The 20,285-nt window shown below is 64.3% G+C and carries 19 protein-coding genes and 2 pseudogenes; 8 read left to right on the forward strand and 13 right to left on the reverse strand.

Annotated features, from left to right (window positions below):
- Positions 1-197: 197 nt before the first annotated feature.
- Together JMJ56_RS27820 and JMJ56_RS27825 are read right to left on the reverse strand one after the other, a co-directional pair.
- A complete protein-coding gene (locus JMJ56_RS27820; RefSeq protein WP_202835012.1) occupies positions 198-602 on the reverse strand; it encodes an HU family DNA-binding protein in 405 nt (134 codons plus the stop codon).
- A 265-nt stretch (positions 603-867) separates the two neighbouring features.
- Positions 868-1,725, reverse strand: coding sequence for a KilA-N domain-containing protein (locus JMJ56_RS27825; protein WP_202835013.1), 858 nt, complete (start codon positions 1,723-1,725; stop codon positions 868-870).
- A gap of 749 nt (positions 1,726-2,474) precedes the next feature.
- Here JMJ56_RS27825 and JMJ56_RS27830 point away from each other — a divergent pair.
- The 4 genes from JMJ56_RS27830 to JMJ56_RS27845 all read left to right on the forward strand — a co-directional run bounded on the left by JMJ56_RS27830 (position 2,475) and on the right by JMJ56_RS27845 (position 7,182).
- A complete protein-coding gene (locus tag JMJ56_RS27830; protein WP_202835014.1) occupies positions 2,475-3,719 on the forward strand; it encodes a helix-turn-helix domain-containing protein in 1,245 nt (414 codons plus the stop codon).
- Positions 3,720-3,919: 200 nt separating this feature from the next.
- Positions 3,920-4,126 (forward strand): helix-turn-helix domain-containing protein, encoded by a 207-nt coding sequence (locus tag JMJ56_RS27835; RefSeq protein ID WP_202835015.1) that lies wholly within the window; start codon positions 3,920-3,922, stop codon positions 4,124-4,126.
- A 129-nt stretch (positions 4,127-4,255) separates the two neighbouring features.
- Positions 4,256-6,070, forward strand: coding sequence for a site-specific integrase (locus JMJ56_RS27840; RefSeq protein ID WP_202835016.1), 1,815 nt, complete (start codon positions 4,256-4,258; stop codon positions 6,068-6,070).
- 80 nt (positions 6,071-6,150) lie between these two features.
- Positions 6,151-7,182 (forward strand): tyrosine-type recombinase/integrase, encoded by a 1,032-nt coding sequence (locus tag JMJ56_RS27845; RefSeq protein WP_202835017.1) that lies wholly within the window; start codon positions 6,151-6,153, stop codon positions 7,180-7,182.
- A 128-nt stretch (positions 7,183-7,310) separates the two neighbouring features.
- Here JMJ56_RS27845 and JMJ56_RS27850 read toward each other — a convergent pair whose 3' ends face one another.
- Entirely contained in the window at positions 7,311-8,735 is a 1,425-nt protein-coding gene (locus JMJ56_RS27850) for a DUF6745 domain-containing protein (RefSeq protein WP_202835018.1), read from the reverse strand.
- A 6-nt stretch (positions 8,736-8,741) separates the two neighbouring features.
- Entirely contained in the window at positions 8,742-9,080 is a 339-nt protein-coding gene (locus tag JMJ56_RS27855) for a hypothetical protein (RefSeq protein ID WP_202835019.1), read from the reverse strand.
- A 173-nt stretch (positions 9,081-9,253) separates the two neighbouring features.
- Here JMJ56_RS27855 and JMJ56_RS27860 point away from each other — a divergent pair, with 173 nt between their 5' ends.
- Positions 9,254-9,439 carry a hypothetical protein gene (locus tag JMJ56_RS27860; RefSeq protein ID WP_202835020.1) on the forward strand — a complete coding sequence of 62 codons (186 nt, stop codon included), beginning with the start codon at positions 9,254-9,256 and terminating at the stop codon, positions 9,437-9,439.
- A gap of 29 nt (positions 9,440-9,468) precedes the next feature.
- Here JMJ56_RS27860 and JMJ56_RS34325 read toward each other — a convergent pair.
- The 3 genes and pseudogenes from JMJ56_RS34325 to JMJ56_RS27880 all read right to left on the reverse strand — a co-directional run.
- Positions 9,469-10,183, reverse strand: a pseudogene (locus tag JMJ56_RS34325) (IS3 family transposase); the annotation flags it as partial.
- A gap of 97 nt (positions 10,184-10,280) precedes the next feature.
- Positions 10,281-11,144 carry a protein-L-isoaspartate O-methyltransferase family protein gene (locus tag JMJ56_RS27875; protein ID WP_202835023.1) on the reverse strand — a complete coding sequence of 288 codons (864 nt, stop codon included), beginning with the start codon at positions 11,142-11,144 and terminating at the stop codon, positions 10,281-10,283.
- A 5-nt stretch (positions 11,145-11,149) separates the two neighbouring features.
- A complete protein-coding gene (locus JMJ56_RS27880) occupies positions 11,150-11,890 on the reverse strand; it encodes a recombinase family protein (RefSeq protein ID WP_202835024.1) in 741 nt (246 codons plus the stop codon).
- A 301-nt stretch (positions 11,891-12,191) separates the two neighbouring features.
- Between JMJ56_RS27880 and JMJ56_RS27885 the strand changes: the two genes are divergently transcribed.
- A complete protein-coding gene (locus tag JMJ56_RS27885) occupies positions 12,192-13,229 on the forward strand; it encodes a Bug family tripartite tricarboxylate transporter substrate binding protein (RefSeq protein ID WP_202835025.1) in 1,038 nt (345 codons plus the stop codon).
- A 125-nt stretch (positions 13,230-13,354) separates the two neighbouring features.
- Here JMJ56_RS27885 and JMJ56_RS27890 read toward each other — a convergent pair whose 3' ends face one another.
- On the reverse strand, positions 13,355-13,594 hold the full coding sequence (locus JMJ56_RS27890) for a hypothetical protein (RefSeq protein WP_202835026.1): 240 nt from the start codon (positions 13,592-13,594) through the stop codon (positions 13,355-13,357).
- Between the two features lie 43 nt (positions 13,595-13,637).
- The gene (locus JMJ56_RS27895; protein ID WP_202835027.1) at positions 13,638-13,955 is read right to left on the reverse strand and encodes a hypothetical protein; all 318 of its coding nucleotides are present in this window, start codon (positions 13,953-13,955) and stop codon (positions 13,638-13,640) included.
- 734 nt (positions 13,956-14,689) lie between these two features.
- Here JMJ56_RS27895 and JMJ56_RS27900 point away from each other — a divergent pair.
- On the forward strand, positions 14,690-15,649 hold the full coding sequence (locus tag JMJ56_RS27900; RefSeq protein ID WP_202835028.1) for a replication protein RepA: 960 nt from the start codon (positions 14,690-14,692) through the stop codon (positions 15,647-15,649).
- A 432-nt stretch (positions 15,650-16,081) separates the two neighbouring features.
- On the opposite strand, the gene JMJ56_RS27905 is transcribed toward JMJ56_RS27900, so the two are convergent.
- The 3 genes and pseudogenes from JMJ56_RS27905 to JMJ56_RS35705 form a co-directional block, all read right to left on the reverse strand.
- Positions 16,082-16,858 carry a hypothetical protein gene (locus JMJ56_RS27905; protein ID WP_202835029.1) on the reverse strand — a complete coding sequence of 259 codons (777 nt, stop codon included), beginning with the start codon at positions 16,856-16,858 and terminating at the stop codon, positions 16,082-16,084.
- Positions 16,855-17,019 carry a hypothetical protein gene (locus JMJ56_RS34330; RefSeq protein WP_236038708.1) on the reverse strand — a complete coding sequence of 55 codons (165 nt, stop codon included), beginning with the start codon at positions 17,017-17,019 and terminating at the stop codon, positions 16,855-16,857. Before JMJ56_RS34330 ends, JMJ56_RS27905 begins: the two co-directional genes overlap by 4 nt.
- A 9-nt stretch (positions 17,020-17,028) precedes the next feature.
- Positions 17,029-17,571, reverse strand: a pseudogene (locus JMJ56_RS35705) (division plane positioning ATPase MipZ); the annotation flags it as partial.
- A gap of 672 nt (positions 17,572-18,243) precedes the next feature.
- Here JMJ56_RS35705 and JMJ56_RS27915 point away from each other — a divergent pair.
- Positions 18,244-19,281, forward strand: a complete 1,038-nt coding sequence (locus JMJ56_RS27915; protein ID WP_202835031.1) for an Ldh family oxidoreductase — start codon at positions 18,244-18,246, stop codon at positions 19,279-19,281.
- 491 nt (positions 19,282-19,772) lie between these two features.
- On the opposite strand, the gene JMJ56_RS27920 is transcribed toward JMJ56_RS27915, so the two are convergent.
- On the reverse strand, positions 19,773-20,285 hold the full coding sequence (locus tag JMJ56_RS27920) for a hypothetical protein (RefSeq protein WP_202835032.1): 513 nt from the start codon (positions 20,283-20,285) through the stop codon (positions 19,773-19,775).

Genomic DNA, 20,285 nt, shown 5'->3' on the forward strand with positions numbered 1-20,285 from the left:
CCCTTGCGGGTCGACGAAGGGTGCGACGGCCGGCGAAGGCTAACGCTGAACCTGGATCACCAAACCCAAGCGCCTCACATCGGCCAGGTCTCTCATAGCCCGTGGATCCCCGATCAGGGGCAGGTCAAGCGCAACCAGTTGCTGAACTCGGACAACACTCGGGGTGCGGTGCCTTCCGGTGATGGGCAAAGGAGGCTTCAGACAGCGTCCTTGAGTTCCTTGGACGCGGTAAAGGCGATCTTCTTGCTGGCCTTGATCTCGATCGGCTGCCCGGTGGCTGGGTTGCGGCCGGTACGAGCCGGACGATCGCGCACCTGCAAGATGCCCAAGCCGGTCAGGCGAACCTTGTCACCGGCCTTGAGCCGTTCGGTCACCATGTCGACCAGGGAATTGAGCATGGCTTCGCTCTGCTGCTTGCTGAGATTGCTTGTCTCGGCCAGCGCAGGTGCCAGCTGCTTGAGGGTCACCGTGGTGGCGGTAGGGGCCTTGGTTGGCGCGCCAGCATCCCTGGTCGCCGAGACCGGCGTCTTGGCTGCCGAGACGGGCTTTTTCGCTTCGGGCGTCGATGCCTTAGACGGCGAGATAGGCTTCTTGGTCGCCATGGCCTGATGCTCCAGTGCCGCTGAAGAGAGACGGCCGTGACGATCGATAGGGCGAATCGGCGACCATCTCGAACTTTGTTAAACCTCATACCGCCGTCATTTAGCAACCGCGAGTAGGTGCAGTTTGGGATTGCACCTGGACCAGGCCTCTGCCCTGGCACGGTGGAATCAACTGGTGTCGGAAACGCAGAAAGCCCCATGACCTTGGGCTGAGATCATGGGGCTCTGATGCGCCGTCCCTGGAGGAGGGAAGAACGGCTGGTGGCTAGGTCACGTGGTCGCCGGCGGCGGTTCGCTCCCGGCGCCGATGCTCGAACACCGCGCCCTGGAAGGCGCGGAACTCGGGCACCCGCATGAAGCGGACGAGATAGCCACCATGGGTCAGCTCGTCGTGGCAGGGGCCGCAGATCAACCACCCATGCTCGGGCTTGTTCAGGCTCCGATGGAAGAAGTGGTCGAACTCGGCGCCGGGCACCACCCGGCCGGCCTCGGTGAGGACACGCTCGCGCATACAGCAAGGGCACTGGCCGCCGAAGGGCTCGGCCGCCACCACCTTGGTGATGACGCTCCGACCCAGCCCGGTAAACTCCAGCCGGTTGCCGAGGAGGAGTTCCTGCGCGGAGAGCTGCAGGAACATCAGATCCGCCGCATGCCGCTCGAGCGTGTCGAGCCGGTCGTGCAGGGCGCGGAACTGCCTCGAAAGGTGCTGCCGCAGCGGATCGTGGTCGGCTGCGGGCCGGCCGTCATGCCACGTCAGAGCGGCACGGACGACGGTGTTGCACCAGAGGTGGAACTCGGGCGAGAGGTAGCGGGCATAGGCTAGGGCGAGCTGCCAGTGTGCCCAGGTACCGCCGAGGCGGCCTCGGGTCGTGGCAACGAAGCCATCAGGGTCGAGGCGGATAATATCATCCTGGATGATATTTTGGCTAACCGGCCCATCGGGGTCGGTCCAGTGCGTTTGGGCATGGGTGCGAAAGCGTGTGGTCTCCTCGAGGGCCAGCCAGTGGATCGGGCGCCGGTACTCCGGGCTGCCTGCTGCCCGCCACATGTCGGTCAGGTTCAGCATGGTGCCGCGGAGGCGGATGGGCCTGCCCTGGTAGCTGAGGATGCTGATGGGGGTCATGGTGATCTCCAACAGGGTTTCGGCCTTGCTCAAGGGTCCGCTGCGGTCGGCTCGGAGCTGCCGAGACCGGTTGGAGGGATAGATCAGGCAGTGGGTCTGGCTGACCATGAGGGACGGCCGGGCCACGCGGACCAAATAGCAGTGCATGACCCACCACCTGGGCGCCGCCGGGGCAGCGTCAGGACACCGCTGTCCGGCCGTGCTGCCGGCACATCCTCCCCGGAAAGGTCCGGAGCGGCGTCGGGTAAGCCTCGTCATGGCCAGTCCCGTGCCACCGCTGGCAGGGCAAGGGTTCGCAGAAGCGGCCGGCTCAGTGCCGGATGCGCGGTGCCGGGCCTACGCAGCGCCAGGGCAGGCGCTGTGGGGCTCCGCCCGGCTGGGTGGATGGACGAGACGGCGAGAGGCTGGCGGCCCTCCCTCGCCCCCATAGGAGGTGGTGCAGAGTGGGACAGAGCAGCGTCGCTGCTGGTCTGGGCTGGCCGATCAATAGCTGGCTTGGCCTATCCGCAGGGCAAGACCGAGCCGCGCCGCGGAAGGAGGAGCGAGGATGCTCGATAGGCCGTGCTTCTCGTGTCTCAGAAATGGTGCTTCCGGCATTCGATTTCAAGGTCAAAACGGTGCGATAGTTGAACATTGCTGGAATTCATACTGCTTCGGCAGGTCATGGTTCAGACTTGATCGGACAGGTCACTCACGCAGGGGCGATGCAGGCCTGCAGCTGCTGCAAACACCGTCACGGAGAATCTGCGGTGGGATCGGAACAGCAGATCGTGCGCAGCAAGATCGAGTTGCTGGAATTGGCCCAGCGGATCGGTGTCAGCCAGGCCTGTGCGCAGCTTGGCTTCTCCCGGGACAGCTACTATCGCCTCAGGAAGCTGTACGAAGCCAGCGGCGAGGCCGCCCTGGTCAGGCCAAGCCGCCGCAAACCCCTGCCCAAGAACCGCGTGTCTCCCGAGGTCGAAGCGGCGGTGTTGAAGATGGCCCGGACGCAGCCGGCCTGGGGTTGTTGTCCCGTGGCAGCGGCGCTGCGGCGCCAAGGTCTGACTATCTCGCCTTCAGGAGTCCGGCAGGTCTGGTTGCGGCATGGCCTCGAAACCGCAGCCGGACGATGGATGGCACTGACATCTGAAGGCGCGCAAGGCCCACCAACACTCCGACCTGCGGTGTCGGTCGCGGAGTTTCTCGTCGAACCGCATTTCACGGCCAACGATGCGGCCGCCATCCTCGCCGCCGCTGGCCGGCCCCCCCTTCTCGACGAGGGCGCACCGCGCGCCATCGCTCATGGCTTGACGGCCGCGGCAGGAAGCCTTCACGCGCAGCTCGTCGTTCTCCATGAGCAGGTGCCCCAAAAGGTCGAGAGCCGGTCGCTGGACCGGCTGGTTTCGGCCGCTCGTTCCTGCGCACATCGGCTGGCGGCTGGGCGTGCCGCCTCTCGGCAAGCCACGGCAATGGTGCAAGCACTGCTGGCCATGCCGCCGGTGTGCCGGATTGGATTGGTCGACGCTGCCGCGGGCGATGCCGATCTCAGGATCGGCGAGCAGCGAGTGCAGGCGGCCTATGCAGCAGTCCTGTCTTATCCGGGCCAGGCCGGAACCGACGCCGACCACATAGCCTGCGAGGCGGCATTCGCCCTTGCTACCTGGGCCCAGCTCGCCCGGGACGCCCGCCCTAGGCTCCATCCGGAGCGTGGAAATGCCACGGCAGCCGCGCGTCGCTTTGCCCTCACCGTCATGTTGATTCTGGAGACCACCGCGGGGCTACCGCCCCGGCAGGGCCGGCAAACCGAGGTCCAGGTCAGCCCGGGTAGTCCTGACGGTCCGACCATCCGTGCGCTCAGGGAGACTTTCGCCAGGCTGCGCCGGATCTGGGCCGCGGATCCGGCAACACGATCACTGGCAGCCCATCGCATTCTTCAACCACGCGCGGAAGGGCTCTTCGAATGGATCCGCGCGGCCCAGGGCAAGCCAAGTCGTTTGCGACAGAGCACAGGCTAAGCCGGCGAAGTTCGACCGCCGCCGTGTCCCATTAGCGAAGCCCCGGCTGAATCCTGAATCCTCGACCGCATGAGCGGTCATCATCTGTCTTCCTTCCAGCCAAGGCTCGCACTCACGTTCGGTGATAGCGGACGCCGGTATTCGACAACCTGGCTCTGCCAGCGGGTGCCAATTCCCATCCTTGCATTGGGCATGCGGTCATGGTGACGCGATGCCCGCCATCCGGTGACAACCTGCTCGACTCACCGGAGCCACTGCTCACCACGGCCGAGCTTGCCACGTGGCTCCAGGTCAGCGAGCGCACCCTGCGTCGCTGGCGCAAGACAGGGCGCATCACCGCGGTCGAGATCGGCCGGACCGTGCGCTTCCGGCTCTCCGATCTGGTGCCCTGCGAGACCCAAGGGTAGCCCGATTTAGCTGTTTCTAAACAGTGGTTTGGCGTCATCCCGGAATACGTCGTGCAACTTAGCTCGTCCATGAATTGTGGTACGCAGTCCCGACTGTCCACTCCTGTCCACTCACCGAAAAGGCCAATCATGAACGCTCTTCCCGGTCACCTAATCGGCGGTCGCGAGACTGCCCTGACCTTCGCCGACGCCATCGTGCTGCTGGACAATTTGGCAGGGCATAAAGCCGGTCGCCACCGCGACATGACCCGTGCCTTGAACAGGGCGGCGGGCTTGCTGAACAGCCAAACTGCGAATGTCCCCTTTGATGTCGCCTGGTTGAACGAGCATCTGTTCAAGTGCACGCCGGCCACCTTCCGGATGAAGCGGAAGACCTTTTGCAACATGGTGCTCCTGGTTCGGGCGGCACTTCGTGAGCTCGGGCTGCACCGATCGCGGCGGCGCAGCAACCAGGGCCTGCCGCCTGACTCGCTCGTACTGCTACAGGCAGCACCCCATCCGGCGCAGCGGCCGATCCTGCGCGACTTCGCCTTCCATTGCCGTGAACGGGGCATTGGGCTTGTCGACGTCAGGGATGCCACCCTGGCCGATTACCTGGTTCTTGAGCGCCAAACCTGTCTCACCAGGAACACGGCGCACCGCGGCGTCGTTCTGGCGCGGGCGTGGAACCAGGCCATTGCCGCCGGCGCACTCGAGCTCGCTGCCTGCCAACCCCTCAAGCCGCCGGCACGGCGAGTGCCCTATACCCAAGATTTCAACACCTATCCCAATAGCCTGCAGGCTGAGATCAAGGCGCTTGAACAACGCCTGCGCCCAAGCACTGGCCGCGGCGTGACCAGCCGAACCAACTCCGGCAAGCGGGTGAGCGCCGCTACCGTCAGGATCCGACTGGTAGCTCTCAGGCAGATCCTGGCTGCGCTCCTGCACAAAGGGCACGACCGAGCCTCGATCACCAGCCTGCGCTATCTTGTCGAACCGATTGAGAACGCCGGCGATGTCTTCGACTACTTCGATGAACGGGCCAGGATGAGGCTGCCACCCGACAAGCGGGAAGATGCCGTCATCATCGGCGGGCAACTCGCAATCATTGCTGATACGCTCATGATGCTCGGACGGCATGTGGTCGGCGTGACTGGCGAGCCCCTGCGTCAGCTGCAGGCTTGGCAAAAACAGGCAAAGCGTCCGCGCGGGATGGGGCTTACCGGCAAGATCCGTGAACGCCTTCGGCGGTTGATCGAACCCTATACCCGTAGCAGGCTTCTCCTTCTGCCGGAGGACATCCTGGACGCTGCGCGCAAGACCGGCACCCGCGACGCCGCGACAGCTCGTCGCGTCATGCTCGCGGCCGCCATCGAGGTCTTGTTGATTTGTCCCCTGCGGATGAAGAACCTGGTCGGACTGCGCTTCGATCATCACCTGCAGCGCATCAGCCGCGACGGCAAGCAGATCACCCACATCATCATCGAGGACACCGAGACCAAGAACCACGAAGCGGTCGAATGGCCGGTGCCCCCCGGCTCGGCCAAGCTGCTGGAAACCTGGATCAAGGTCTGGCGGCCTTTGGTTGCCGGCGACGCCGTGGGCAATCCATACCTGTTTCCCCGACAGGAGGGGCAGGCGGTGCTGCAACCCACCCTCGGCAGGGGCCTGACCTTGCTCATTGGTCGCGAAGTTGGCGCGCAAGTCCATCCCCACATGCTCCGGCACTTTGCCGCCTGGCGGCACCTCAACCGATACCCCGGCCAGTACGAGATCGTCCGCAGGGCACTGGGACATAAGTCGGTTGAGACCACGATCGGGGCCTATTGCGGGCTCGAGCTTGAGGCTGCGGCACGGGTTTACCACCGCGGGCTGGACGACGACCGCATCGAAGCCCGGCGACTGAAGACGTTGGCGTCCGGCGCCAAAGTCAAACCGCAGCAGCGTCAAAAGGGGTCGAAGTGATGGCTCGGCCCGTGGATCCGCGACGGCGCTTGCTCTCGTTGGCAGACTGGCCCGCTGCCGATCGTGCCGCTTGGGACGCCATGCAGCGCAGCGTCAAAGGCCGCTTCTCGGTCCGAGGTCCGGCGGCGCGGTTTGCGCCGCAGGCTATCGGAAAGGCTCTCGCCGGCTACAGCCGCTGGCTCGGCTTCAACCGATACCATGGCTGGCTTGACCCGGCGTTGGGCGTGATGAACCGGGTGACCGAAACCCGCGTGGCGGCCTACTTCGATGAACTCCAGACACTTGGGAACCGCGACTACACCATTCTCGGCCGGTTTCAGGAGTTGCAGATGGCGCTCCGCCTTATGGTGCCGGGAGCCGATGTCGGTTGGCTAACCCGGCCGGGCGGAGTTCCGCTGCGACGCCGGCTCGCCATGGAGAAGCGGGTTTTGCGGATCCACGACAGCAGTGCCCTATACGACTGGGGGTTGGAGCTGATGGAGCAGGCGGTAACGCTGACCGCGCCCAACCTGCGTCAGGTCATGCTGCGCGATGGACTGCTGATCTGCTTGCTGGCGGCGGTTGGACTGCGGCTACGCTCGGTCGAGTTGATGCGCCTGGGCCAGCAACTGCGCTTTGACAGCAAGGAGTGGTGGATCACCCTCGACCGGCCTGATCTGAAGGCCAGATCGTCTCAGGATCAGCCCCTGCCGGCCAGCCTGACACCCTGGCTCGATCGCTATGTCGCCGTCGAGCGGCAGGAACTTCTGGCTGGTCGCAGTTGCGATGCGGTGTGGGTCCGGACGGGGGGCGCACCGCTGACCCAAGGAGGCCTCCATGCCCGGATCCGCTGGCGCTCGCGTGAGCGTTTCGGCCGCGCGCACAGCTTCGGGGTGCATCGCTTTCGGCACTGTATCGGCACCACCTTGCCGCTGATGTTCCCCGATCAGCCTGGCCTCGCCACCTCGGTGTTGAACATCAGCGCCGGCGTCCATGCCAAGCATTATGACCGTGGCTTACGGGCGTCCAGCGCGCGAGGCTACCTCGCGGGTCTCGATGAGGATCGCAAGGAGGCACGTGCTTTGCTGGGCCGGGGAGCAGCCAACCGAAACCCAAAGCAGGCAGACGAGTGAGCTAGTCACTACATATGATAATGTCCTTTATCATACGTAGCTGCACGCTCCGGCGCCGCGTTTGCGCACACGCCATACCCAAGTCGAACAACGACTTTTCCATAGCTCGTGACCACGTCAACCGCACCTCAAGCCTCTCTGGCCGGCTGGTATTCCGTCTCGCCCATGCCGAAGCTCCAGGCCACTGCCTCCCGTGCCGTTGCAGCGTGGGGCGGCACTGCGATCCAGTGCTCGAGCGGCGTACCGTCCGCGCCGAGTACGCGATCGCGCACGGCCACGAAGGTGCTCGGGACCTCGCGGCGGCCGACCTGGTACAACCTGCCGTACTCGTCCTCGTGGACGGGACGCAGTCGCAGCGCGGCCACGACGCGCTCAACTCCCAGCACGCGAATGGCAGGGGTTCGCCGCTCTACCTCGGGCAACCAAGTGAGCCGATGGGCGAGTATCCAGTCCGCCAGCCCGTCCGAAGGGGCAAGATCGACCGCCAGCGCCACGCCCGGCGCGTTGTCCAACCACCGCAGCGCCTCGCGCCATGGCAGCCGGTTTGAGCGCCTGTTCGGCCGCAAGGTGACGGCAGCTGGTGTGGAAGTCGGCGATGCACCCGCCGGCAACACCACCGCGACACCATGGAAGGCAGCGACCGCCTCCGCCCGGCGGTCGAGGTCGCCAGCCGCCCGCAAGACCCGTGGCAAGCTGGCGGGGTCGATCCCAGTCGAGGTCAGGGCGCCTACTCTCGCGGCAGGATCGGTGGAGTACCCAACGGATTGCCCCAGCACGAGTCCGATGTCGCTGCTCCAGACGCTCTGGCTTTGCACCCCCTCCATGATTGCAGACTGCATGGCCCACTGAGTCTGGCCGCGGTGGCCCCGCAGGCCTCGACCGCCATGTGTCTGGTCCACATCGTCCAGCGCGGAGGCGAGGCGCGCTGTTACGACTGCATCCGCACGCCGGGCACCCCGGAGGATTATCGACCAGGGGAGAAGCCTACTGCCGGTGTGCACGGTCCGGCGCAGCCGCCAGCGGACGAAGCACGGCACCAGGGGCAAGAGTGCCAGCTGGAGGCAGACCCCTGCGCCCATGGCAAGGCCTGCAGCCCGGAAGGCGATCCGGTGCTCCGCCCCCGCGAGGCGGGCTACGCCGATCACGGCGGCCCCGACAAGCAGGGATAGCAGCACCCGCAACAGCGCCTCCCCGAGGACCACGCCGTTGCCGCGGTGAACCAGGCGAGAAGCAACGAACCAGGGCAGCAGGAGCGCCATGAGGGCACCGTACGCCGCCGCGATACCGTCTCCTGCAGGCGGCGTAAGCATGACGAGCAACACCATCCCGAGCATCAGGCAGCCCATCACCTCGACGAAGCCGAAAGAGCGGGTGATCTGGGCGGCGAGCCGGCCGAAGTGGGCCGCGTCACGGGCCACGAGGACCGCCGGCGGACACAGATGGCAAGCGCTGTAGAAGTCCTCCACGGCTGCGGTGGTCGGATTGGTGCGTGACGTCGATATCGGCCCAAGCGGGTTGTCGACCGCTATTCGCCGTGAGCCGGGCCGCGCCATGCCCTGTTAATCCGTAACCCGCCGATGGCCAGCCGCAGGGTCGTACTCGCGCTGCCGGACCACGCGCCATATCCCCGGCTCGAGCACGATGGGCGCGTGCTCTGGGTGAGCAAGGGTGAGGTTAGCGCCCGTGAGTTCGAGCCATTCGACATCGCCACTACTCTTGCGGCGGTAGGCACGAAGGCCGGGCGCCGGAGGCAGGAGGTGCGAGCCCGGCCCGGATGCGGTAGATACCAGGGCCAGGGGCTCGGTCGTGAAGGCCACAGGCTCGGCCTCCGTCGGCAGCGCATCTATGGCGACCAGCAGGACGTCGCCCTGCCTGTACTGGTTATCGAGCAGAGTCACGATCTTGCTCCAGATCCGCACATCCCAAGGCCATGAATCTACATAGCGTAACCGATGCGGCGAACCACGATGCCGAGAACCATTTCTATGCCTTGTCCTGCTTTCGTCTCGATGCTGGACGGCACATGCCATCCTGGCAGACTGCCAGGCAGTGAAGCGTCGAGACGAGTTGCATGACATACGATGCGTCTGGTGGCGACGAGCCCAGTCGTTCTTATCTGCGCAAAGAGGAAAAGGTGCGGCTCGAGTTTCAGGCTGCCAGCTTTGAAATCTGGTCGGGACTGAGCCGCCTTCTCGCGCAACGCTGGGATGATGAAGTCTCGTTCGGCAAATTGCGTCGGACCAAGTCCGGGTACTAAGTGATCTGGCAAAGCTCCGCTGCCTACCTGACCAGGTAGAGGAAACCGCGCCGCATCGGCAGATAGGTGATGTCGGCGGACCAAGCTTGGTTCGGTCGATCGATCACCATCTCCCGCAGCAGGTAGGGAAAGACCCGGTGCTCGGGGTTCGGCACCGTCGTCCGCGGTCGCTGGTAGATCGACGCCAGGCCCATTTTCGCCATCAACCGCCGGATGCGCATACGGCCGACGACGTAGCCCTCGCGTTGTAGATGCCGCGCCATCTGCCGCGAGCCATACCAGGGCGTCTCCAGGAACTGCGCGTCGACTAGCCGCATCAGCTCGAGGTTCAGCGCCGTCTCGCCCGCGGGCCGGTGGTAGAACCCCGGCCGGCTGATCGAAACCAACTCGCACTGCCGCACCACCGACAGCTGCGGGTGGTCCAGCTCGATCATCTGGCGGCGCCGTTCCAGGCTCATCGACTGGACGCTTTGGCCAAAAATCCCGATCCACCAGCGGCTACCCGATCTTCACGTGCAGCTTCTCGATATCCACCTCGGCCGCCTTGGCGCTCTCCTGGGCCGCCGCCTTGCCAGAGAACACAGCCGTCAGCCCTTCCATGGCCTGCCGCTTTCAGTCGCCCACCATGGTCTGGTGGATGCCATGCTTGGCCGCCAGCTGCGCCGTCGTCGGCTCACCCCGCAGCGCCTCCAGCGCCACCTTCGTCTTGAACTCTGCCGAATACCGCGTCCGCTTGCCCGTCATCCGGGTGCGTCCTTCTCACAGGCGAACCGAGCTTACCCGCCTGCCCGAAATCCGGGGACCACATCAATAGTAACAGCTGCCCATCTCGAGAGTAGGACTAACCTTGTCCCGACCTTGCAAGCGAGAGAGACCAGCCAATCCCACAGTACCAAGTGTCGCTGTCCTGCTGGTCGTCCAAGCGGAAGGTCTGCACCTGCTCCCACCCGCCACCGGCGAAAGCCGATTCGAGCGCTTTGTCCCCTGCGGCTATCGGCGCGTCACATTGGATGAAGCTCGCGCGGCTGACGAAGCGTGCTGGCCAGCTGATCCCGCCGACAGCAGGCTTGGTCACAAGGAGCATGCCGCCGTAGCCGCCCTCAGGCTGCAGCGGAAAGAGCAGCCGACCGCTTGGCCGTAGTGCTTCAAGCCAGGTCAAGCTTGGCGCGCCGAGGCCTGCGCTGACGTAGATCGCATCCGCTGCAGGCAGTCCCTCGCCGATGCCGGAGCGGGCATGGACTATGATGCCGTTGATCCCGGCGAGATTGGTGCGTGCACGCTCGGCGAGGCCCGGATCAATTTCGAAAGCATGCACGGTCCCGTTTGGCGCCACCAAGCGGCTGAGAAGCGCGGTGTAGTAGCCGGTGCCGGCGCCGACATGCAGCACGGTCTCGCCCGGGCGGAGGGCCAGGGCGTCGAGGCAGCGGGCATGCAAGCTCGGCTCGCCATTGTTCACGCCGCGCTTGGGATCGAGGGCAATGAGAACATCGGCATAGAGGAAGGCCGGGTCGTCGTCGGGGGTCTCGACATAGGCAGGCGCTGGCACATTCGCGGAGCCCGCATAGATGAACCATGGCGCCGGCCCGACGAAGGCCTCACGCGGCACGGCGGCGAAGGCTGCCTCCACCCGCGGATCGCGGGCGCCGCCCTGACGAGTGACGTAGCGGGCGTAGGAGGCGCGGAGCCTCGCGGCGCGGTCCGTCATTGGCCCTATCCTGTTGACTGTGGCCCATCTTGCTGGTTCGGCATGACGGCGTCCGGGAAAGTCGCTGCAGCCCGATCGAGCACGCGCCGGACTTGCCAGGGCCGCCACCGTTCTCCGCCGCGGGGCGTGCGCACGCCCCGGGCGGTAAGCGCGTCGGCGAGCTGCTGCAGCGTGGTGGCGCCGGCGCGGCGTGCAGCATCGAGGTAGGGCAGCACCTCCGCGGCGCGCTGACCGGCGGCGACCGACCAAGCGGCACGCGCATCGCGGGCCGTCGCGGCATCGCCCGGCTGGAGCCGCGGGTTGCCAAGCTTGACCCCGCTCGCCTTCGCCGCAGCCAGCGCGGCCTTGGTACGGGCCGACGTGGCGCGGGCCTCCTCCTCCGCGACAAGGGCCATGACGCCGATCGTCAGCCTGTTGGCGTAGGGTATGTCGGCGGCGACGAACTCGACGCCGGCCTTCTCAAGGCCGAGAAGGAAGTGGGCGTGGCGAGCGAGGCGGTCGAGCTTGGCGATGAGCAGGACGCAGCGCCGGAGGCGGCACTCGGCCATGGCTAGGGCAAGCTGGGGCCAGTCGTCGCGGCGGCCGCTCTCGACCTCCTCGAAGGCGGCGACGACGGCACCCCCCTGCCCTGCCGCATGGTGGGCGACGGCCTCGCGTTGCGCCGCGAGGCCGAGGCCGGAGCGGCCCTGCTTGTCAGTGGAGACGCGGTAATAGGCGACGAAGCGCGGCCCGAGGGGTGGAGTCATGCCCCCGATCCTGCCGCTTCCCGGCCCATTTCACAATCTGAAAGGGTCGTTTGAGAGATTGAGAGACTTTCCAGGTGACCAGCCTGACGCGGGCTGGCTCAGCCAAAGGAGCGGAGTCTTCATCCGCCTACTCAAGCCGACCTGCGGACGAGGTGGTAAACGGCTGGACATGGAAGGACTCTAGGCTTCATCCGATTAGCCATACCCATATGCTGTCAGGTGTTCGGTCAGTGCTTCGGCTCACGCCGCCTGTATCGAGCAGAAAACAAGCCAGCAGCAAGCTGTGCGTGGGAGGAACCAGATGAGAAAACTGCAGGGCCACACCGCCATCAAAGTCGGATCCGAATGCCTGTCGCGCCGCGCTACGTTGGGCATGATTACTGGGGTGCTCGCTGCCCCGATTGTCGGTTTGTCTACACAGGGGCACGCACAGTCGGGCATGGACTGGCCCAACCGATCAGTCCGCTACATTAATATCTTTCCGCCCGGTGGCGCTACTGACACGCTGTCGCGACTCTATTGTGCCAAGATGAGCGAGATCACTGGCCAGCAGTTTGTGGTGGAGAACCGCTCAGGCTCTGGTGGCAATGTCGGGGTCGACGCGATCGCCAAGTCACAGCCTGACGGGTACACGGTCGGCCTGGGCAGCATTGCGTCCCATGCCATCGCGCCGACGCTCTATGCCAGCCTGCCTTTCAATCCGGCGCAAGACTTCACCTTCATCTCCGGCCTCTGGCAGTTGCCGAATCTACTGGTGGTCAACAACGACCTGCCGGCACGCAGCGTGCCGGAGCTGATCGCCCTACTGAAGGCGAACCCGGGCAAGTACGCCTATGGCTCCTCCGGCATCGGCACCACGCCACATCTCTCGGGCGAGCTGCTGAGGCAGATGGTCGGGACGAACATCCTGCACGTGCCCTATCGTGGTGGCGCACCAGCGCTACTCGACCTGCTTGCCGGGCGGGTACACCTGATCATGGACAACATCCCGGGTCTCCTGCCAACCGCCCGGGAGGGACGGATCCGAGCACTCGCCGTCACCGGCCCGCAGCGCAGTGCGGCGGCGCCGGAACTGCCAACGATGTCGGAATTCCTGCCAGGGTTCGAGATCACCTCCTGGGGTGCGGTCTGCAGCCCCGCTGGCATCCCGGAGCCAGTTGTGAAGCGGCACTCGGCCTTTGCAAAACAGGCTCTCGAGAGCCCCGACCTAGTACGCAGCTTCCAGGAACTCGGCGCCAAATCGTGGTGGACGTCGCCGGAGGAGCTCGTTGCTTTCCGCGCTAGCGAGGAAACCCGGCTGGCGCCGCTGATCCGGGCAAGCGGGGCGCGAGTGGAGTAAGCAAGCGCCGTCACCCGGCATGATCGTGTTGCATTCACGCAAACAGCAGACACGTCAGGCGCTACCGTCCGTGTGCGGTAATGGCAGTTACCGCGCATGATCGAGCCGCATTCCGATGTTGTACATTAATCGGTAGTGGATTCGGCCTCCATGTAGCTCGCGCCACCGCCTACTTCGATGAAGCTCTCGCCTAGCTCGATGATCGCTCCCGTCACTGTCAGTATGTCGGCATTAACCAGGATGGCGACGCTGGATAGCTCGATGGCGCCCGCGGCCTTAACTAGGTTGTCAGGCGCTACTGTCATGGCCCCGTATCTACCGTCCCCCTCGGCTGATAGGTTGAGCGGTTCGGCCTCGATGCTCACGACCACCGCTGTAGGCGTCAGCACTCTGGCGGACCATTCGAGGCTACCGCCATGCTGCCCAGCGCACACCTGAAGCATCGCCGCCCATCGCTAGCGTCATATTGCTCTGGGTGCTGGCGTTAATGCTGTCGCCGACCGAGAGGGTGGTGTCGTCGGTGACGTGCAACGTGGCACCACCCCCCCCCACCGCCAGCAGCAGGTTGCCCTGGTAGGTGACCGTCAGGTTGACCGCTGAGAGTATCTCGGTGTCGCCGATGGGCTCGATCATTGAGCGAAAGAGGTTGTTGCTCAGGATGACAGCGGGCGCTCGTTGACGGACAGCGGCCAGTTTCGGTGGCGCAGGGCGGCGCCGGATCCTCATTCTCGATGGCCTGCCCGATGCGGAGGTACATGCTGCCGGTGCAATGCTAATCGCGGTACCCGGCCTTGTTCACGGTGGCCAGCGTACCCGCCGGGTGGCGATAAATGTCCGGTTCTGCTCGTCGGCAGTGAAGGCAACTGGCCCAGAGAGTGCGCCAGAAAGCCGGTAGTGTAGGGGCGGCCGCCGATTGTGACCGCCAGCCCAGCATTGTGCACTGAGTGTCATCCCGCATCGACCTCCCGGCCTGCTGCGCGCTGGGTGGCCGCAGCACGGCATCACTCGATCAGTCGACCGGGTTGTTGGAGATGAAGCCGGAGACGATAGGACATTGTGGAAGCGCCGGGCGGTATCCCTGCAGGCCACCTCGCTCAGGCGATAGTCTGGGTAGGCGTAGATGCATTGCAGGACCCGGAACCTGCGGGCCATTCGGCCGTCACGACTGCGACTGAGGGCCTGAGGCCGAGTCCCGTGACGGGCTGACCGAGTTTGGGGGACCAGATGGGGACTTTACCAGCACCCATCCACAACCTGGGCGGGGACTTTACCAGCCAGTCCTGGGGACTTTGCCAGCATCGCCGCAAATCTGCGTCCATATCAAATCAATGGCTTACTGAGTTATCCCGGGGACTCTGCCCGCCTACTTCAAATAACTTTTTTCAAATAGCCTTTTCCTAGTAGCTGCGCTGGTAAAGTCCCCAGCGACAGGGCGCAAAATACCCAGCATCTTCCTCACCATGGGAACGGTGCACGACATCCTGGAAGCAGGAGGCAAGGAGGCAGCGCTGCGGGCCGACATCGAACGGGCCGTAGTCGAGGCCGCTGCCCTCTACATGGCCGACGAGAGTGCCAGCATTGGCTTCCTCTATTCCGGCTGGTGCCAGGCCGCCCTCCCCCACCGCCGGCTGCCCGATGAAGACTCCTGGCAAATCAGCAGCGGCGGCGTGGCGCTATCTGTGGAACCCGGTCGCAAACCCCTGTCGGATGGGCATTGGAGCTGGGTGGGGGTGCCCTATGGCAGCCGCGCACGCCTCATTATGCTCTACCTGCAGAGTGAAGCGCTGCGCACCGGCTCGCGCGACGTTATGCTGGGACGCAGCCTGCGAGATTGGCTGAGCCGCATGGGCATTAGCAGCGGCGGCAAGAGCCAAAAGGATGTACGGGAACAGGCCGAGCGCATCGCTCGCTGCCGCTTCACCTTCCATGTCACCACCGGCTCCCGCGTCGGCTTGGTCAATCAAAACGTCATGGACACCGCCATGTTCGTGCCGGCGGAAGACCCGGCTCAGGGCAGCCTCTTTGTCGAAGTCGCGCGCCTTTCCGAGGTGTTCTACGAACAGCTGAGGAAACATCCGGTCCCAGTCGAGGAAGCCGCCGTGCGGTCGATCAGCAACAACTCCATGGCGCTCGATCTGTACGCTTGGCTGGCCTACCGCCTGCACGCGCTGGAAAAGTCCACGCCGGTCTCCTGGGCCGCCATCAAAGGGCAGTTCGGAGCCGGCACCCAGCGCATGAACAACTTCAAACCCACCTTCATCGCCAACCTCAAGCTAGCGCTCGCGGTGTACAGGCATGCCAAGGTGGATATGGACGAGCGTGGCCTGACCCTGCACCCCTCCCGCCCGCCAGTCCCACCTCGAGCGCCGGCCGGCGCTGGTAAAGTCCCCACCCGCCAAGCCCAGCGGACGTTTCTGTGATCAGCTACGCCCGAAGCTAGTGAGCCTAGGCCAGCACCGGAACATGAGGGAAACATCGCCTCCACGGCTACATTCGCTGTCGCGACAAACATATCCAGTGCATCACTAAGTGCCACTGCGTGGTCTAGCAGAAGGCTTCGGGCTACAATGTCGTGCCTTGATTGAGGCTGCTTTTTAGCGTTCGAAACGCGTCATTGGTCTAGGGCTCGGATTACAAACAGATGGGTCGTAGAGAACCTGGGTGGCCATCTCCGTCGGTGTGCTTAACCATACGCTCGAACTCGGATGCCTAATGTATTTCCACAGCGCATAACCCTCAACAGGGATAGGGCACATGCGTCCTCGCTGCTGATCAATGCAACACACCGCAGCGGCTTTGTAAGCCAGCCACCACACCGCAGGCGTCCGGGCCATTCCCGCGGCCGCGCAATCTTACGATGCAACCTCCTCAACCTCCCCGTCGACCATACGACCAGCAGCAAGGTCGAGTTGTGACCTGATCTCGACCAACGCCCGGTCGACCTCCGCCAGTCGTGCAACCAACACTGTCCGCTCCTTTTGAAGTTCGGCTTGCCGTTGTTCGAGCCGCTCACGGGAGACTCGACCCACCTCGACTTCGAGGGGCGTCGTGAGGGAGGTGCCAACCGGTACGGTGTGCGACCTCAATTCCCGTCTGAAGGCAGCGATCTCTGTGCGACGAACGTCCGGCCTGATCAGGTTGCGCTCCCGCGCCAGCCTCAAACCCTCAGGCGGCAGGGTCGTAAATTCGTAAGCGATGGTGTACCCGGGCAGCCGATCTTCCTCGATGCCACCTTCGTCGACCAGCATGGCGACCGAGCGCAGCTTCGACGCCGTGGCGTCACCAAACGGAAAGAGCTTTTCGGAGCCGCGCCGCAAGCGGAGGAACTCGGCCTCGCTCAAAGTGCGGGATAGTCGGAGCAGGGTTCGACCGATGGTAAGAAAGGCGCGTTGACCCCGGTTCCATTGCTCGATGATCAAGGTTCGCGCTGCTAACAGCTCGCTGACGCGTCTATCGTCAAGAGCGAGGTCAGTGCCGGAGAAGACCTCCGCTACAACCTCACGGCCCACCTCGGTCTGACGGATGATTGCCTGACCCTGCTGGTAGCGCGCGTCGCCCTCGGTCCAGTCGACTTCAGCTACGGACGAAGGCATTTTGGACGTCGAGCGTCCCTTCAGCTTGGCGCTCACAGTCGCACCTCCTGCTTCACGTAAGCCCAGAGGTCCGCCATAGCGTCCGCCCCCTTACTCTTCTCGTAATCCATTGCCGCGAGGCCAGAGCCATGCGGCGTCGAGATGTCCTCCAACGCCGCAATCTCGACGGGGGCGAGCGCTCCCTGCCGAATCAGCATGGCTCGAGCAGCTACGTAACTCTTTGTCCGGCGATTCGCCTTGTTTAGTACGAAAGCAGATCGTGCCCCGCTCGCGGCTAGATTCCGGAACCATGGGATAACGCTTTCTAGGTCGTCCGTGGTCGGTGAGGTCGGCACGAGAACAAGGGCTGCCCGGCGGCACAGTTCAAGCATCGCTCCCATGTCATGCTCGACACCCGGAGCCGTGTCGACCACAGCGACTTGGTAGCCGGCCATTTGCTCGATCAGGCTCTGCCACCCACTTGGTATGCTTTGCACCACTGTCGTAGGGATGATCTGGCTGAGTGTCTCACGCGCCTTGGCGCGACGCTCACTCCAGCGTCTGAAGGTTCCTTGCTCGTCAAGGTCGAAGCCAATCGCCTTAAGGCCATCCTGCCCGGCTGCGACCAGCAGGTTGCGCGAGATCGTGCTACGTCCACACCCGCCCTTGCTGCCCCCCAGTACTACCAGCCGACAGGCATTCGTCTCCGGGTCCCCCTTGCGAGCCATCACACCCCCTGCATTTGCATCCAGGCAACATCGCATGCTCATTCTCACGAGCCAACCCGTTACGGAGTTGATGCGGATTTCTCCAGAGAAATTAGGTCCGATGTGGACACAAAATGGTACGTGTTAGACCGTGATGAGCAGCCGTTCGGGTTCTCAGATGGTCGATGCCGGAGGCTAACTCTGAGCTGATTCGAAAAGACTCACGTCGGATTGCGTCGTGGCGGCTCAGCCGGCGCAACATGGAGCTCGCTTGCCTGGAATCCAAATTGGCGACAGCAAAAGCTGGATACATGGCCTTACTCATGCTCTCGGCGCGCGCATGCCACTTCTTCAACCCAGTGTTTGGCGACCGGTCAATCAAGCGTTTCCATAAATGCCCCTTATGCGGCAGCGGGTGGTTCGGTCATCAAGCCCGTACAACATGACTCAAGTATGACGCCATACCTTTCCGGCAACTAGTAGCGAGATCAGTTGCCATCATCCTAGCTGAGCAGCAAAAGAGCATGCTTGAGGTGTTACAACTCATCCTTACCCTATCTAGAAAATCTACATCGATTGTCTGCAAATTGGCCGCTGTTGGCTGTCTATCCTCAAAGGGTAAACGCACGTTACCTCCCGAGTTCGGGGCCATTTTAGCGCCTATCGGCAACCACTCCCTTTCGTCGGCTGCGCTTTGGCGCAAGGCTACCTCCCTGCAGAATATGGGAGGACATCATGCCGAAGATCCAGGCCGAGGCACTGCGCGTGCTGGGCCGGTCCCTGCTGGTCGCCAATGGCGTGCCGGACGCGGAGGCGGCGACCGTCGCCCGTCACGTGGTCAATGCCAACCTCGCCGGCCATGACAGCCACGGCATGATCATGCTGCCGAACTACATCGAGCGGGTGAAGGCCGGCCACATCGTCCCCGGCGCGCCCTTCACCATCGTCCAGGAAAGCCCCACCACCACGGTGGTCGACGGCAATTGGGGCTTCGGTTACGTCATCAACGAACGCGCGATGGCGCTGACCATCCAGAAGGCCGAGCGGAACAACATCGCGGCCAGCACGGTCTTCCGCCAGGGCCATGTCGGCCGGCTGGCAAGCTACCCTTTGATGGCGGCAAAGGCGGGTATGATCGGCATGGCGTGGGCCGATAGTGGCCGGTCGCCCAAGGGCGTTGCCCCGTTCGGCGGGCGGGAGGCGCGGCTCGGCACCAACCCCTGGGCCATCGCCGTACCTTCCAACCTCGAAGGGCCCTTCTGCATGGATTTCGCCACCTCCGCCGTGGCGATGGGCAAGATCAAGCTGGCTGAGGCGCGCGGGCAGGAGATCCCGCTCGGCTGGGTGGTCGACAAGGATGGTGACCTCACCACCGACCCGGCGGGGATCAAGGACGGCGCGCTTCTGCCGCTCGGCGGGACGGAGGGCTACAAGGGCACCGCCCTGGCGGCGATGGGCGAGATTTTCTGCGGCATCCTCACGGGACTCGGCTTCGGCGTCGAGCCCTCGGGCCGGCACAATGACGGCTGCTTCCTGATCGCCATCAAGGTCGAGGCCTTCCGGCCGCTGCTCACCTTCCGCAAGGAGGTCGCCGACTTTGCCCATTATCTGAAGGACACGCCGCCGGCCAAGGGCAGCCAGGGCGTGCTCTATCCGGGCGAGGTCGAGCACCGGGCGGAGCAGGCGCGCGGCAGCGCCGGCATCGAGATCGAGGAGGCGACGTGGCAGAAGCTCGGCGCGCTGGCCGCGGCGGGCGGAGTGGCAATGCCTTAATTAGAACGATTGTGAAGGGAACGGGCACCGCCAACTGGTGCAGTCGGTCGATGCTGCTCGCAGGCCGAAGCCGACCCTGACACAGCTTTTACAGAGTGGCAGGGCTGCTGCGCGGCGCGGAGTGAGACAGCCGAGACAGCGCCGACACAACGTGGCCGGAACCTTCGCACCAGCGCGGACCGGGGGCGCATGGGCTGGCAGAAGGTATCCAGAGACAACCATCGCGCCTTGATCGAGGTGGACATATCTCACTGGAAGCGCGTCATAGGTGACGCACTGCATCACGTACAGGCGGCAGACAGACGACCAAAGTGGCGATTGCCGCGCACACCCTGAGCCACATACTTGACTTTGGACGTCCGGAGTGGGCTCGACTTGCGTAACCTGAGCTAACTACAAGGCCCCGCCGCACCCAGAGCGTCGATCCATTCAACGAGGCCGTGCGCTGCCATTCGCAAACGCTTTCGGAGTACGTGCAATCATTAGGCGCATCAGATCGTCCCAGCGTATCCCCGATTTCCCAGGCGGCGGATCAGGGCGATGACCGGGGCGAGGGTCAGGCTCAGCAGCAGGCCGCCGATGACGAGCAGCGTGATGGTGCGGTTCCACAGCCGCTCGATCGCCATGTCGGTCGTCATCCATTCAGGATGCGCCGGGTCGGCCAGAACGGTGACGGTGTAATCGCCGGACTGCACACCGGCGAAGACGTAGTTGACGTCGCGCGAGACCGCCCCCGACTTCGTCTGGAAGGACAGCGTGGCGTCGCAGATGTTGACGACCAGCTTCGAGCTGCACGACCCTTCCGTCACGCGGCCGCCGGCAATGGGCCGCGCCGTGTCATGGATCCGCCAGTCGCTGACGAGGCTGGGCAGGGTGTAGATGGCGAGGGCGACCAGCATCGCGCCGAACATCACGCTGCCTAACAAGGCCCAGAGCCGTCCCGCAAGGCCGCCATCCTGTGGCGGAAGCTTCTGCGGAGGCAGGGAGGTGGAGGCTGGTTGCAT

The sequence above is a fragment of the Belnapia arida genome (genome assembly GCF_016773205.1).
GTDB classification, from domain to species: Bacteria; Pseudomonadota; Alphaproteobacteria; order Acetobacterales; family Acetobacteraceae; genus Belnapia; species Belnapia arida.